This is a genomic window from Sphingobium sp. EM0848 (assembly GCF_013375555.1).
GTDB lineage: Bacteria > Pseudomonadota > Alphaproteobacteria > Sphingomonadales > Sphingomonadaceae > Sphingobium.
Window position 1 is genome coordinate 1639935 of the sequence record NZ_JABXWB010000001.1, and the last position, 14552, is coordinate 1654486.

At 63.7% G+C, this 14552-nt stretch carries 15 protein-coding genes; 6 read left to right on the forward strand and 9 right to left on the reverse strand.

The window, feature by feature from the left end:
• Positions 1-33: 33 nt before the first annotated feature.
• The 5 genes from HUK73_RS07760 to gpmA all read right to left on the reverse strand — a co-directional run bounded on the left by HUK73_RS07760 (position 34) and on the right by gpmA (position 3852).
• On the reverse strand, positions 34-972 hold the full coding sequence (locus HUK73_RS07760) for a bifunctional riboflavin kinase/FAD synthetase (RefSeq protein ID WP_176592864.1): 939 nt from the start codon (positions 970-972) through the stop codon (positions 34-36).
• Positions 973-979: 7 nt separating this feature from the next.
• Positions 980-1501 carry a dihydrofolate reductase gene (locus HUK73_RS07765; protein WP_176591393.1) on the reverse strand — a complete coding sequence of 174 codons (522 nt, stop codon included), beginning with the start codon at positions 1499-1501 and terminating at the stop codon, positions 980-982.
• Positions 1498-2568, reverse strand: coding sequence for a 5-(carboxyamino)imidazole ribonucleotide synthase (locus tag HUK73_RS07770; protein WP_176591394.1), 1071 nt, complete (start codon positions 2566-2568; stop codon positions 1498-1500). Before HUK73_RS07770 ends, HUK73_RS07765 begins: the two co-directional genes overlap by 4 nt.
• 1 nt (position 2569) lies before the next feature.
• Positions 2570-3064: a 5-(carboxyamino)imidazole ribonucleotide mutase gene (purE, locus tag HUK73_RS07775; protein ID WP_176591395.1), complete on the reverse strand. Its 495-nt coding sequence runs from the start codon at positions 3062-3064 to the stop codon at positions 2570-2572.
• 101 nt (positions 3065-3165) lie between these two features.
• Positions 3166-3852, reverse strand: coding sequence for a 2,3-diphosphoglycerate-dependent phosphoglycerate mutase (gene gpmA, locus HUK73_RS07780; protein ID WP_176591396.1), 687 nt, complete (start codon positions 3850-3852; stop codon positions 3166-3168).
• Between the two features lie 154 nt (positions 3853-4006).
• Here gpmA and sppA point away from each other — a divergent pair, with 154 nt between their 5' ends.
• The 5 genes from sppA (at position 4007) to HUK73_RS07805 (ending at position 8739) form a co-directional block, all read left to right on the forward strand.
• On the forward strand, positions 4007-5908 hold the full coding sequence (gene sppA / locus HUK73_RS07785) for a signal peptide peptidase SppA (RefSeq protein ID WP_176591397.1): 1902 nt from the start codon (positions 4007-4009) through the stop codon (positions 5906-5908).
• A 49-nt stretch (positions 5909-5957) separates the two neighbouring features.
• The gene (locus HUK73_RS07790; RefSeq protein WP_176591398.1) at positions 5958-6296 is read left to right on the forward strand and encodes a hypothetical protein; all 339 of its coding nucleotides are present in this window, start codon (positions 5958-5960) and stop codon (positions 6294-6296) included.
• Between the two features lie 38 nt (positions 6297-6334).
• Positions 6335-7000 (forward strand): response regulator transcription factor, encoded by a 666-nt coding sequence (locus HUK73_RS07795; RefSeq protein WP_150290403.1) that lies wholly within the window; start codon positions 6335-6337, stop codon positions 6998-7000.
• Between the two features lie 84 nt (positions 7001-7084).
• Complete coding sequence (locus tag HUK73_RS07800) at positions 7085-8389, forward strand: HAMP domain-containing sensor histidine kinase (protein WP_176592865.1); 1305 nt, start codon at positions 7085-7087, stop codon at positions 8387-8389.
• Positions 8386-8739, forward strand: a complete 354-nt coding sequence (locus HUK73_RS07805) for a YbaN family protein (protein WP_176592866.1) — start codon at positions 8386-8388, stop codon at positions 8737-8739. The genes HUK73_RS07800 and HUK73_RS07805 overlap by 4 nt, the downstream gene beginning before the upstream one ends.
• 40 nt (positions 8740-8779) lie before the next feature.
• On the opposite strand, the gene HUK73_RS07810 is transcribed toward HUK73_RS07805, so the two are convergent.
• Positions 8780-10003 carry a polyhydroxyalkanoate depolymerase gene (locus HUK73_RS07810; RefSeq protein ID WP_176591399.1) on the reverse strand — a complete coding sequence of 408 codons (1224 nt, stop codon included), beginning with the start codon at positions 10001-10003 and terminating at the stop codon, positions 8780-8782.
• 124 nt (positions 10004-10127) lie between these two features.
• On the opposite strand from HUK73_RS07810, the gene HUK73_RS07815 reads away from it, so the two are divergent.
• The gene (locus HUK73_RS07815) at positions 10128-10784 is read left to right on the forward strand and encodes a glutathione S-transferase (RefSeq protein ID WP_176591400.1); all 657 of its coding nucleotides are present in this window, start codon (positions 10128-10130) and stop codon (positions 10782-10784) included.
• On the opposite strand, the gene HUK73_RS07820 is transcribed toward HUK73_RS07815, so the two are convergent.
• The 3 genes from HUK73_RS07820 to acnA all read right to left on the reverse strand — a co-directional run bounded on the left by HUK73_RS07820 (position 10781) and on the right by acnA (position 14552).
• Positions 10781-11482 carry a glutamine amidotransferase gene (locus HUK73_RS07820; protein WP_176591401.1) on the reverse strand — a complete coding sequence of 234 codons (702 nt, stop codon included), beginning with the start codon at positions 11480-11482 and terminating at the stop codon, positions 10781-10783. The genes HUK73_RS07815 and HUK73_RS07820 overlap by 4 nt on opposite strands.
• Before the next feature lie 71 nt (positions 11483-11553).
• Positions 11554-11808 carry a hypothetical protein gene (locus HUK73_RS07825; protein ID WP_176591402.1) on the reverse strand — a complete coding sequence of 85 codons (255 nt, stop codon included), beginning with the start codon at positions 11806-11808 and terminating at the stop codon, positions 11554-11556.
• Positions 11809-11882: 74 nt separating this feature from the next.
• The gene (gene acnA, locus HUK73_RS07830) at positions 11883-14552 is read right to left on the reverse strand and encodes an aconitate hydratase AcnA (RefSeq protein WP_176591403.1); all 2670 of its coding nucleotides are present in this window, start codon (positions 14550-14552) and stop codon (positions 11883-11885) included.

A 14552-nucleotide genomic window follows, 5' to 3' on the forward strand; every position in this document is an offset into this window, starting at 1 on the left:
GGGGTCCGCGCGAGTTAATTCAACCGCGCGGCATTAGGCGAGGTGTGGCGTTCCCGCAAGGATTTGCCGCGCATCGTCGCAATCCTTGGCAATGGCGGCCATGAGCGCATCAAGGCCATCGAGCTTCGCTTCGGGGCGGAGATAGTGAATCAGTTGGACCTCGATCCGCTGGTCGTAGAGATTTTCCGCGAAATCGAAAAAATGCGGCTCCAGCAATTCCTTGGGCGGATCGAAGCTGGGGCGGATGCCGAGATTGGCGGCGCCGTCAAGGACGCGCCCGTCCGGCAGCAGCGCGCGGACGGCGTAAATGCCATAAGCCGGGCGCAGATAATGGCCCATGTCGATATTGGCGGTCGGGAAGCCGATGGTGCGGCCGAGCTTGTCGCCATGCTGAACGACGCCCTCGATGGTGAAGGGGCGGGTCAGCAGACGGGTCGCGGTGGCGCAATCGCCGGATCGAAGGGCTTCACGGATGCGGGTGGAGGAGATGATTTCCCCGCCTTCGCCCGTCACCGGAGCGACGGCTTCGGCGGTGAGTCCAATAGTCTCGCCAAGCTGTTTCAGCGTTTCGATAGAGCCGGCGCGGTCCTTGCCGAAGGTGAAATCCTGCCCCGTGACAACGCCCGCCACACCCCAATCGGCAAGCAGGCGGACGAAGCCCTCGGGATCGAGCGACGCCAGGTCGCGGGTGAAGTCGAAAACCAGCATCGCGTCGGCGCCTGCCTTCGCGAAGAGGCGCTCGCGCTGGTCCAGCGTCGTCAGGCGGAACCATGGCGTGTCCGGGCGGAACAGGCGCATCGGGTGCGGGTCGAAGGTCGCAATGATGGTGGGCCGGCCTTCCGCGCGGGCGCGGTCGATGGCGCGGCCTGCCACGGCCTGATGGCCTGCGTGGAATCCGTCGAAATTTCCCAGCGCCATGATGCACCCGCGCAGATGGGCGGGGATCGGGTCGCTGCTATGCAGGCGCTCCATGAGGGGGCTATAGGGGCGCGTCAGGCCGCTGGCAATGCGCGGCTCTGCGGAAGGTGACGAAGCTGTAGGCGGGGCGGCCGTCCAGTGCAGCATGGTCCTCACGGGCGGTTTCCTGCCAGTCGGCGGGATCAGGATAGGCGATGTGGGTGTCGCCTTCCGCGTCGATATGGACTTCGGTGAGTTCGATACGGTGCGCGAGGGGAAGGAAGAGCCGGTAGATTTCCGCGCCGCCTATAACCGCGATGCCGGGAGCGTTCGCTTGCGTGATCGCGGCTTCTGGCGTGGCTGCGGGTTCGGCGCCCTTCCCTGCCCAGCCTGAATCGCGGGTCAGGACGATGTGACGGCGGCCGGGGAGCAAGCCGGGCAGGCTGTCGAAAGTCTTGCGGCCCATGATCATCGGCTGGCCGAGGGTGAGCGCCTTGAAATGCTTGAGATCAGCGGGCAGACGCCAGGGCAGATCGCCGTCCCTGCCGATCACGCCATTGTCGGCGCGGGCGAGGATCAGGACGATTTCGGGCGTTTCGGTCACAGCGTGAGGCGGGTTACATGGCCCATTTTGCGGCCGGGGCGAGCTTCATGCTTGCCGTAGAGGTGCAGATGATTGGCCGGGTCGGACAGGATCTGCTGCCAGTCATTGGCCTGATCGCCGATAAGGTTGTGCATCTCGACCTTTGTTGCCGCGAGGCTGGTGTCGCCCAGCGGCAGGCCGCAAATGGCGCGGACATGATTTTCGAACTGGCTGGTGAGCGCGCCTTCGATCGTCCAGTGGCCGCTATTATGGACGCGCGGGGCCATTTCGTTGAACACCGGGCCGTCAGCGCTTGCGAAAAATTCCAGCGTCAGGACACCGACATAGTCGAGCGCGTCGGCAACCTTCGAAGCAAGGGCGCGGGCCTGCGCGACCTGCCCTTCGATCAGGGCGCCGGCAGGGACCGTCGAGGTGTCGAGGATGCCGTCCGTGTGGACATTGGCGGCGCTGTCCCAGAAACGGATTTCGCCATTGGCGCCACGCACGAGGATAACGGAAAACTCCTCCGCGAAGATCACGAAGCCTTCAAGGATGGCGCTCTGGCGGCCGATGGCGTTCCAGGCGCCGACCGCGTCGCCGGGATCGGAAAGGCGCGCCTGCCCCTTGCCATCATAGCCCATGCGGTTGGTTTTCAGGATCGCCTTGCTGCCAATCTGGTCCAGCGCTTCTTCGAGATCGTCGAGGCTTTCGACCGGAGCGAAGGGCGCGGTCAGGCCACCCAGATCGCAGACGAAGCGCTTTTCGGCGAGACGGTCCTGTGCGACGCGCAGCGCCTGCGCGCCGGGACGGACGAGGCCGTGGGTGGCGAGAACTTCGACCGCCGAGGGGTCGATATTCTCGAATTCATAGGTGACGACATCGACGCTGTCCGCGAAAGCCGCGAGGGCGTCGGCATCTTCATAGGCGCCCTGCGTCCAGCGGGGGGAGACGTCAGCGGCGGGACCACTCGTTTCCGGGGCGTAGATGTGCGTGCGGTAGCCAAGCTGCGCGGCGGCGATCGCGATCATGCGGCCCAATTGGCCGCCGCCGAGTATGCCGATGGTGGAGCCGGGCGGGATCGTGGTCATCTTATTCGGGGGTTTCCGCTACGTCGTTGGTCTGCTTGGCGCGCCATGCGTCGAGACGCTCGGCCAGCGCTGCATCGGTGGTGGCGAGGATCGAGGCGGCGAACAGCGCGGCGTTGATCGCGCCGGGCTTGCCAATGGCCAACGTGCCCACGGGGATGCCGCCGGGCATCTGGACGATGGAGAGCAGGCTGTCCATGCCCTTCAGCGACTTGGATTCGACCGGCACGCCCAGAACCGGCAGACGGGTCATGGAGGCAGTCATGCCGGGAAGATGCGCGGCGCCGCCCGCGCCCGCGATGATGACTTTCAGGCCACGCGCCACGGCGCCGGTGGCATAGTCATAGAGGCGCTGCGGGGTGCGGTGCGCGGAAACGACCTTGCATTCATGGGGGACGCCCAGCGCTTCCAGCGTTTCGGAGGCGTGGCGCATCGTTTCCCAGTCGGATCGGCTGCCCATGATGATGCCGACGGTCGCGGCTTCGGTTGCCCCGGTCATTTTGCTTGGCACTTCCCTGATAGTGCGGAAAGCAAAGCCCCTTAGCGGGAGGACCGCCAAGGGGCAATGCGGGATTTCGGTTCAATCCGTGAGGAGCGCGATCAACGTTCCGACAGATAATAACGATCCTTCGCCGTCAGATCGTCGTTCAGTTCATAGACGATCGGCTGGCCGGTCGGGATTTCCAGTTCGGTGATCTCGTCATCGGGGATGTTCGAGAGGTGCTTCACCAGCGCACGCAGCGAGTTGCCATGGGCGGAGATCAGGACGCGCTTGCCAGCCTTGAGGTCGGGGGCGATGCGCGCCTCCCAATAGGGCAGCACGCGGGCGATGGTGTCCTTCAAGGATTCCGTCGCGGGGATCGCAATGCCCGCATAGCGGCGGTCCTTCGACAGGTCGAACTCGCTGCCCGCATCCAGCGGCGGCGGGGGCGTGTCGAAGCTGCGGCGCCAAATCTTCACCTGATCGTCACCATGCCTGGCCGCCGTCTCCGCCTTGTTGAGGCCGGTGAGACCGCCATAATGACGCTCATTCAGGTGCCAGTCCTTCTCGACCGGCAACCAAAGACGGCCCATTTCCTCCAGCGCGAGGTTCAGCGTCTTGATCGCACGGGTCTGGACGGAGGTGTAGCACTGGTCGAAATCCAGCCCCTTTTCCGCCATCAGGCGACCCGCGGCGCGTGCTTCCTCAGCGCCCTTTTCGGTCACGTCCACATCCCACCAGCCGGTGAAGCGGTTTTCAAGGTTCCACGAGGATTGACCGTGGCGAATAAGGACGAGCGTGGGCATGAAGCGTGTCTCCTGCAAGAGAAACCAGAATTGCGCCCTCCCATAGCGCCGGAAAATATGGGCGCAAGCTTGTGCAGGTCCCACTTCCTCCCACATTGCAGTCGGTCCGTCGATGGGATAGCCCTTGGGCAGAGCAAGAAGAGGAAGCAGCATCTTGGCTTTTGTGAAGGGCGCGTGGCGCATTTTGGTCGCGATCAAGGACGGGCTGGTGCTGCTGTTCCTGCTGGGCTTCTTCGGGCTGCTCTACGCCGCCTTGTCCTGGTCGCCCAAGCCCGCCCAGAGCGTGAGCAGCGGCGCGTTGCTGCTGAAGCTGGACGGCACCCTCGTCGAGCAGCCATCGGACGTCGATCCGATGGCGCTGCTCACCGGCTCGAAGGACAAGGCCAGGGAATATGGGCTGGCCGACATCGTCGCCGCGCTGGATGCCGCAAAGGACGACCGGCGGGTGAAGGCGGTCGTGCTGAATCTGGACGGTTTCATGGGCGGCGGTCAGGTGGCGCTGGCGCGGGTCGGCAAGGCGCTGGACGCAATCCGTGCGGCGAAGAAGCCGGTCTTTGCCTATGCCACCATCTACAGCGACGACAGCTACCAACTGGCGGCCCATGCGACCGAAAGCTGGGTCGATCCGCTGGGCGGCGTCGCGATCATCGGGCGCGGTGGATCGGGCCTCTATTATAAGGGCCTGATCGACAAGCTGGGCGTCAACACCCATGTCTATCGCGTCGGCACCTATAAGAGCTTTGTCGAGCCGTTCACGCGGACGGGCCAGTCGCCCGAAGCGAAACAGGCCAATCAGGCGCTGGCCAATGCGCTGTGGGAAGACTGGCAGCAGGAAGTCGCCAAGGCACGGCCGAAGGCGAAGCTGGCCGCCTATGTCAGCAATCCGGCGGCAGCGGCGCAGGGTGCGGGCGGCAATCTGGCCAAGGCGGCGCTGGACGCCGGGCTGGTCGACAAGCTGGGCGATGCAGCGGCTTTTGGAGCGCGCGTGGCGCAGGTCGCTGGCGACGCGCCGGATGACAAGGCCGGAAGCTTCGCGACCATCGACCTTAGAAATTACATGCGCTCGCATAAGCCCGCCAATGGCGGCCATATCGGCGTGCTGACCGTGGCCGGAGACATTGTCGATGGCGAGGCGGGACCGGGAACGGCCGCCGGCGACACGATTTCGGCGCTGCTGCGCAAGGCGCTGGCGGAAAAGAATCTAAAGGCGCTGGTGGTGCGGGTCGATTCGCCGGGCGGATCGGTGATGGCGTCGGAAAAAATCCGCAGCGCCATCATGGCCGCCAAGTCGGATGGGCTGCCGGTGGTGGTGTCCATGGGCAATGTCGCGGCCAGCGGCGGCTATTGGGTATCGACGCCGGGCGACGTGATCTTTGCCGAGCCTGACACGATCACCGGCTCCATTGGCGTGTTCGGCATCATCCCGAGCTTTGAGGGCACGCTGGCGAAGATCGGCGTGACCACCGATGGCGTGAAGACCACGCCGCTGTCGGGTCAGCCAGATGTCGTCGGCGGCACGACGCCGGAATTCGACCGGATCATGCAGATGGGGGTAGAGGATATTTACGGCCGCTTCGTGGGTCTGGTCGCCCAGTCGCGGCGCAGGACACCGCAGCAGATCGACGCCATCGCGCAGGGCCGCGTCTGGGATGGCGGCACGGCACGGCAGATCGGGCTGGTCGATCGCTTCGGCGGGCTGGAAGACGCGATTGCCGAGGCCGCGAAGCTGGCGAAGATCGATCCGGCCAAGGCCCGCCCCTATCGCATCGCGAAGGAACCGGACAAGTTCGCACAGTTCGTCCAGTCGATCATGGAGCGCGAGGAAGACGACGATGCGGGCGCCCCCAACGGTCTGGTCGGCCGCGACCTGCTGGGACGGCAGGCAATGGTGCAGCGCAACTGGGCCTTGCAGGCGCTGTCGGACGTGCGGGCACTGGTGAATGGCGCTGGCGTGCGGGCGGATTGTCTGGAATGCCGGGGCTATGGCGCGCCCAGGGTGACGAAGGCGGCGGACGAGCGCGGCTTCTTCGCCCTGCTGCTGGGGTTGTGGAAATAAGCGGACGGGAGGCACCGCCTCCCCCTCCAACCCATTCACCACCTGTTCAATGGTGCACCGCTATGCCAAGGTCATGCGAATGATGCCGTTGAAATTCCTTGCGGGCCTTGGCGCCATGGCGGCGGTTTTCGTCACGAATCCCGCTGCTTATGCCAGCGGTCAGCGTGACGAGCAGGATGCCGCCCGCCGCGCCATGCTGGACGGGCAGGTCATGCCCTTTTCCGTCATCAAACGCCGGGTCGATGCCGCCATGGGGGGCGCCACCTATCTGGGCAGCGAGTTCAACCCCTCCTCCAACCGCTATCGCCTGAAATATGTGAAGGACGGCAAGGTGGTATGGGTTGATGCGGACGGTCGCACGGGCGATATAATCGGCTGGGCGCGCTGAACGGCGCCATAAGAGCAACAGAAAAGAAACGGAGCCATATGCGTCTGCTGATCGTCGAAGATGAACCCAGCCTGGGGCAGCAGCTCCGCAACACGCTGGAAGGCGCGGGCTATGCCGTGGACCTTGCCGACGATGGCGAGGACGGGCATTTCCTCGGCTCCACGGAAAATTACGACGCGGTGGTATTGGACCTTGGCCTGCCGACCATTGACGGACTGACCGTGCTGGACCGTTGGCGCAAGGAAGGGCGCGGCTTTCCCGTGCTGGTGCTGACGGCGCGCGACAGCTGGTCGGACAAGGTGGCCGGGCTGGACGCGGGTGCCGACGATTATCTCGCCAAGCCGTTTCAGAGCGAGGAATTGATCGCCCGCCTGCGCGCGCTCATTCGCCGGGCATCGGGCAACGCGTCGAGCGAACTGATCGCGGGCGACGTGCGGCTGGACACGCGGTCGGGCAAGGTGACGCTGAAGGGCGAGCCGGTGAAGCTGACGGCACAGGAATATAAGCTGCTGTCCTATCTGCTCCATCACAAGGGCAAGGTGGTGAGCCGCACCGAACTGATCGAGCATATCTACGATCAGGATTTCGACCGCGATTCCAATACCATCGAAGTGTTCGTGACGCGCATCCGCAAGAAGCTGGGCGCGGACGTCATCACGACGATTCGCGGCCTGGGCTACAGTCTCGACGAACCGGGGCGATAATCGGGGCCGAGGTTCCGGCGCCCCGCGATGACCGATCCCCATTCTCCTTCCCAGGTTCGCTCCACAGGGTCGCTCAGCCGCCGCATGATCGGCATTGCGGCGCTGTGGATCAGCCTGCTGCTGCTGGGTGGCGGGCTGGCGCTCGACCGGGTGCTGACGAACGCGATCACGCGCAATTTCGACGACGGGATGAACTATGTCCTGACCGCCATGATCGCATCGGCGGAAATCGGGCCGGATGGCGAGGTACTGTTCAATCGCGAACCCGCCGACCAGCGCTTTCTGGAGCCCAATAGCGGCATTTATTACCAGATCAGCGGTCAGGGGCATGAGGACTGGCGGTCGCGCTCGCTCTGGGACCGGGCGCTGAAGGTCAATCCGAACCATCAGGACGACGCCCCCCACATCTACGACAGCAACCAGTTCCCCGGCGAGGACCTGCGCGTCATGGAGCGCAGCATCATCCTGCCGGGATCGAAAACGCGCTGGATGTTCATGGTGGCGCAGGCGCGCGAAGGGCTGGACGCGCAGATCAAGACGCTGCGATCGACCCTGTTCGAAAGCTTCGCCTTGCTGGCTTTGGGGCTGATCGTGCTGGCGACGCTCCAGACCATCTATGGCCTGCGCCCCCTGCGCAAGGTACGGCATGAGATTGTGCGGATGCGGGCGGGCGAGAAGAACCGCGTGACCGAGCCGATGCCCGCCGAAGTGCTGCCCATGGTCGAGGAACTGAACGCCCTGCTCGCCCATAATGAGCGGCAGGCGGAGGAAGCGCGGACCCATGCCGGAAACCTCGCCCATGCGCTGAAGACGCCGCTGACCGTCATCATGAACGCCGCGACGGCGCAGTCGCCGGATCTGGGCGACACGGTGATCCGCGAGGCGACGACGATGCGGCGGCAGGTGGATCATCACCTCGCTCGCGCTCGCGCCGTCGGGCGGCGCGGCGCGGCGCAAAGCCGGGCGGAGGTCTGGCCCAGCCTGGATGCGGTCGAGCGCGCGGTGCAGCGGCTTTATCCCGACGTGCGGATCGACATGGACGGCGTCAAGGACGCCGCCGTCCGGGTCGAGCGGCAGGATCTAGACGAAATGCTGGGCAATCTGGTTGAAAATGCCGCCAAATACGGCGGCGGCAGCGTGTTCGCGACAGTCGGGCGCAAGGGCGCGATGATCGAGATACTGGTCGAGGATGACGGCATGGGCATAGCCGAAGCGGATCGCACGCGCATTTTCGACCGGGGCGTACGGCTCGATTCGGGGAAGCCCGGCACGGGGCTTGGCCTCGCCATCGTGCGGGATGTCGCGGAAATCTACGGCGGGTCGGTGGGGCTGGAGGAGAGCGAGGATCTGGGCGGGGTGCTGGTGCGGTTGCGATTGCCGACGGCCTGATGCGGCATTTCTACCTGTTCTCCGGCTTTCTCTCCCTCGGCCTGGGTGCGATCGGCGCGTTTCTGCCGCTGCTGCCGACCGTGCCATTCGTGATCCTGGCCGCCTTCTGCTTTGCGCGCTCCAGCCCGGCGATGGAGGCGCGACTGTTGGAGCATCGCCATTTCGGGCCGCATATACGGCGCTGGCGGGAAAGCGGCGCGATCAGCCGGAGAGGCAAGAAAGCTGCGCTGGCCGCCTTTGCGTTCAGCGCGGTGCTGGCGCTGATCTTCTCGCCCTTGCCCTGGTGCCTGATCCCTATTGCCGCCGCGCTGATCGGCGGGACGTGGATATGGACCCGACCGGAAGCGTAAATCCCCTCCCCACACCTTCCCCATGGGGAGAAGGAGGAGATCAGTTCATCGCAAGGATCATGTTCCGCACCTGCGGATAGACCTGCTTTTCCCATTTGCTGCCGGAAAACACGCCATAATGGCCGACGCCGGGCTGGAGATGATGACGCTTGAGATGCGGGCGCAGGCTGGTGCAAAGCGCATGGGCGGCAGCGGTCTGACCAACGGCGCAGACATCATCCTTCTCACCTTCGACGGTCAGCAGCGCGGTGCTGCGGATCGCGCCCGGATTGACCTTCCGCCCGCGATAGGTGAGTTCGCCCTTTGCCAGCAGGGTGCGCTGGAACACCTTGTCCACCGTCTCAAGGTAGAATTCAGCCGTCATGTCGAGGACCGCGAAATATTCCTCATAGAAGGTCTTGATCTTGTCGGCCTCAACCTGCTTGCCGTCGGCCAGAAGCTGATAGAGTTCACGATGCGCCGCGCCGTGGCGGTCCATGTTCATCGACATGAAGGCCGAAAGCTGGAGGAAGCCCGGATAAACCCGCCGTCCCCGGCCCGCATAGCGCATCGGCACCATGCTGATCAGATTGTCCTCGAACCATTTCAGCGATTGTTCATTGGCCAGTTCATTGACGACCGTGGGGGCCGCCCGCGTGTCGATCGGGCCGCCCATCAGCGTCATGGAGCGCGGCGTCGCAGGGTCCTTATCCTCCGACATCAGCGAAACGGCCGCCATGGCGGGCACGCAGGGCTGACATACAGAGACAAGGTGCGATCCCGGCCCCAATTCCTGCATGAAGGCGATGATATAGTCGACATAATCGTCGAACCCGAAACGACCGGCGCTGAGCGGCACATCTCGCGCATTCTTCCAGTCGGTGATATAGACGTCATGGTCGCGCAGCAGCGTCTGGACCGTGTTGCGCAGCAAGGTCGCGAAATGGCCGGACATCGGCGCCACCACCAATATCTTGGGCTGGGCGGTTTCGACATCGTCCTTGGCAAAATGCAGCAGATTGCCGAAGGGCATGTCGAGCACCACCTCCTCGCGCACCGGCGCCAGCGCGTTGCCGGTTTCGACGGGGCGAATCGCATAGGCAGGACGATGATGGGTCAGCTTCGCACCCTGGAACACGTCCATCAGGGCGAACATGCGACGGGGCATGGCCCAATTCGCCATCGGGCCGATTTTATCCCTGTAGGACAAGGCGATCTGCGCGCCGAAACGCGCGGGGGCCAGCATGTCATTCCAGGCCTGGTAGCCGCTGTACAGCATCATCATCTATTTAAACGCACCTTGATCTCTGTCGGTGCCGATTCGGCCCGTTGTACGGTCGTTATACAGCTTTTCTATATTGCACCGCATCATGATTGATGGAAAAGTAAGACGAAGCGGGAGGATTGCCATGACCGTCGCGGAATTGACCATTTCCAGCAAGACTTATTCCTCTTGGTCCCTGCGGGGATGGCTGTTGTGCCGCCTCGCGGGATTGCAGGTGTCCGAAAAGACGATCGCGCTCGACGATCCGGAAAACCGGGCGGAATTGCTGCTTTTGTCGCCGTCGGTACTGGTGCCGCGCCTGACCCATGAGGGCGCAAGCGTCTGGGATACGCTCGCAATCGCGGAATATCTGCACGAACTTTATCCCCATGTCGGGCTTTATCCGGAAGATCGCATCGTCCGCGCCCATTGCCGGTCGGTATCGGGGGAAATCCATTCGGGTTTCATCAACCTGCGTTCCGCCTTGCCGATGAACCTGAAGGTCCGGCACGAGAAATTCCCGGTTTTCTCCGGCGCCAAGCCCGACATCGAGCGAATCGAGGAAATCTGGACCGAATGTCTGGACGCCTATGGCGGGCCCTGGCTGTTCGGGGAAAGGCCGACCGTCGCGGACGCGATGTTCGCTCCGGTGGCGCAGCGTTTCCTGACCTATGCGGTGCCCCTGTCCGCCAAATCGGCCGCTTATTGCAATTTCAGCAATGACTGGAACCTGATGCGCGAGTGGATCGACGCCGCGCGAAAGGAAAAGGACGAGGTCGAGGAACTGGAAGTCGAGTTTTAAACGTCCAGCCCTGACAGCCATTCTCCGATCATGGCTCGTCCCGCCGCGACGGCGCCGGGGCCATGGTCGACATGATCCTGCCGCAGGGCAATGCCGCATTGCCGGGCGATGTCGAGATCGGCCCAGAAATGGGTCAGCCAATCCTCGAAACGCGGGTCCTCACCCATTTCCGCATGGAATTGCAGCGCCAGCAGATTGCGGCCGCGGCGGAAAGCCTGATGCGCATAGCTGGTCGTTGACGCCAGCAGATCGACCCCGGCGGGCAAGTCGAAAGTGTCGCTATGCCAGTGCAGCACAGGCACGCCGTCAAGATGACGCAGCGGCGAGTCGGCCCCTGCCCCGTTCAGCGTGACCGGCGCAAAGCCCAGTTCCATCCGACCGCCGGGATAGACGCGGGCGCCGAGCGCCGCCGCGATCATCTGACTGCCCAGACACACGCCCAATGTAGGCAGGTCCTGCTCCAGCCGGGCGGCCAGCTTTTCGATCTGGTGGGGAATCCAGGGATGGATGTCCTGTTCATAGACGCCCATCGGACCGCCCATCATGATGAGCAGGTCGGGCGTGCACAGGTCGGCATCAAGGAAATCGGAGCTGGCGACATCAATCCGTTCGATCTCATAGCCTGCGGCCTCGATCGGCTGGAGATACCCCGCCGCTCCTTCACGCGGCACATGACGGACGATAAGCGCTTTTTTCATCTCTGCTGTGTGGCTAGCCAAATGACGGGCCGGCCGCCACCCCAGCCTTTCTTGAGACGGCAATATTCCTGCTATTGCCGGGTGCGTTTCAACCGGGCGATCCGCGCCAGTGCAACAGTGCCGATGCCCAGCCAGATGATGTTGAGGACCATCGACGGAATCGCCCCGTGCCACCAGGTATTGAGGATGAACAGCGCAGAACCCAGCGCGTTCATCCATTGGAACAGCGCCGATTTGCCCGATACCCGGCCGCTGGACACAAGCATATAGGCGCCCAGCACCAATATCGCGCCAAGCCATCCCGCCGCTTCTATCAGGATCGCCAATCCGTCCCCCAAAGAAAAAGGGCCGCCTCCGGAGGGGAGACGGCCCTTATTTCCTAACTCAGCGCGTCAGCCGATCAAGCGGCCAGCTTGCGCAGCACATATTGGAGGATGCCGCCGTTCAGGAAATAATCCAGTTCGTTGACGGTATCGATGCGGCAGAGCGCGGTGAAGGTGAAGGTCGAGCCATCGGCGCGCTTCACGATCACGTCCACGTCCTGACGGGGCTTGAGGCCCGAGACATTCTGGATCGTGAAGGTTTCGTCACCCGTCAGGCCCAGCGTGTCCTTGTTCTGGCCGTCCTTGAACTGGAGCGGCAATACGCCCATGCCAACCAGGTTCGAACGGTGGATACGCTCGAAGCTTTCAACGATCACGGCGCGAACGCCGAGCAGGTTGGTGCCCTTCGCCGCCCAGTCGCGCGACGAGCCGGTGCCATATTCCTTGCCGCCGATGACGACCAGCGCGGTGCCGTCCGCCTTGTGCTTCATCGCCGCGTCGTAGATCGGCATCACTTCGCCGTCATAGCGGGTCATGCCGCCTTCGACGCCGTCCAGCATCAGATTCTTGATGCGGATGTTGGCGAAGGTGCCGCGCATCATGACTTCGTGATGGCCACGGCGCGCGCCGTAGCTGTTGAAGTCTGCCTGCGCGACCTGATGCTCGCTCAGCCACTTGCCCGCGGGCGAGGTCGCCTTGATCGAACCGGCCGGCGAGATGTGGTCGGTCGTGATCGAGTCGCCGAAGATGGCGAGCGGCTTGGCTTCGACGATGTCGGTGACCGGCTTCGGGGTCATGGTCAGACCCTCGAAATAGGGCGGGTTGGCGACATAGGTCGAACCGGCGCGCCATGCATAAGTGTCCGAACCCGTGACGTCGATCGCCTGCCAGTGCGCGTCGCCCTTGTAGACATTGGCGTAGCGGGCCTGGAACATCGGACGATCCATGCAGCCAGCCATGGTGGTGGCGACTTCGTCATTGGTCGGCCAGATGTCCTTCAGGAACACGTCCTGACCGTCCTTGCCGGTGCCGATCGGGGTGGTGATGAAGTCCTCGACCACCGTGCCCTTCAGAGCATAGGCAACGACCAGCGGCGGCGAAGCGAGGAAGTTGGCGCGCACGTCAGGCGACACACGGCCTTCGAAGTTGCGGTTGCCCGAGATAACGGCAGCGGCGACGAGGCCGTTTTCGTTGATCGCCTTGCTGATCGGCTCGGCCAGCGGGCCGGAGTTGCCGATGCAGGTGGTGCAGCCATAGCCGACCAGGTTGAAGCCGACCGCGTCGAGGTGCGACTGAAGACCGGCCTTTTCCAGATAGTCGGTGACGACCTGCGAACCGGGAGCGAGCGAGGTCTTGACCCAGGGCTTGGGCTTCAGGCCCAACTCGTTCGCCTTCTTGGCGACGAGGCCGGCGGCGACCAGAACGCCGGGGTTCGACGTGTTGGTGCAGCTGGTGATCGCGGCGATGGTGACGTCGCCGTCGCCAATGTCGAAATCCTTGCCCTCAACCGGAACGCGCTGCTGCGCCTTCTTGTAGACATTCGCCATGTCGGCGTTGAACACGTCATCGACTTCCGGCAGCGCGACGCGGTCCTGCGGACGCTTGGGACCGGCGAGGCTGGGGACGACGGTGGCGAGGTCCAGTTCCAGCGTGTCGGTGAAGACCGGCTCGATGGAGGGATCGATCCAGAAGCCCTGCTCCTTGGCATAGGCTTCGACCAGCGCGATATTCTCGTCGGTGCGGCCGGTCAGGCGCATATAATCCAGCGTCTTGTCGTCAATGCCGAAGAAGCCGCAGGTCGCGCCATATTCCGGCGCCATGTTGGCGAGCGTCGCGCGGTCGGCCAGCGACAGCGAGGCAAGGCCGGGGCCGAAATATTCGACGAAGCGGCCAACCACGCCCTTCTGGCGCAGCATGGCGGTGCAGGTGAGGACGAGGTCAGTGGCGGTCACGCCTTCCTTCAATTCACCAACCAGCTTGAAGCCGACGACTTCGGGGATGAGCATGGAGACGGGCTGACCCAGCATCGCCGCTTCGGCTTCGATGCCGCCCACGCCCCAGCCCAGAACGCCCAGGCCGTTGATCATGGTGGTGTGGCTGTCGGTGCCGACGCAGGTGTCGGGATAGGCGACGGTAACGCCGTCAGGACCTTCGCTCGACCACACGGCCTGCGCGATATTTTCCAGGTTCACCTGATGGCAGATGCCGGTGCCCGGCGGCACGGCGTAGAAGTTGGCGAGCGACTTGCTACCCCACTTCAGGAAGTCGTAGCGCTCCATATTGCGCTGATATTCGATTTCCACATTCTGCTCGAACGCCTTGGGCGTGCCGAATTCGTCGACCATGACCGAGTGGTCGATGACGAGGTGGACGGGAACCTGCGGGTTGATCTTGCTGGCGTCGGCGCCCAGCGCGGTCATCGCGTCGCGCATGGCGGCGAGGTCGACGACGCAGGGCACGCCGGTGAAGTCCTGCATCAGCACGCGGGCGGGACGATACTGGATCTCGCGCTCGGCCTTGCCCTTGTCATTCTGCCAGTCGACGATCGCCTTCACGTCGTCGGTGGTGACGGTGACGCCATCCTCGAAGCGGAGCAGGTTTTCCAGCAGCACCTTCATCGAGAAAGGCAGACGGCTGACGTCGCCAAGCTTGGCCGCGGCCTTCTTCAGCGAATAATAGGCAATGTCCTTGCCGCCGACCTTCAAAAGGTCGCGCGTGCCAAGAGTGTCCTGTCCGATGGCGGTCAT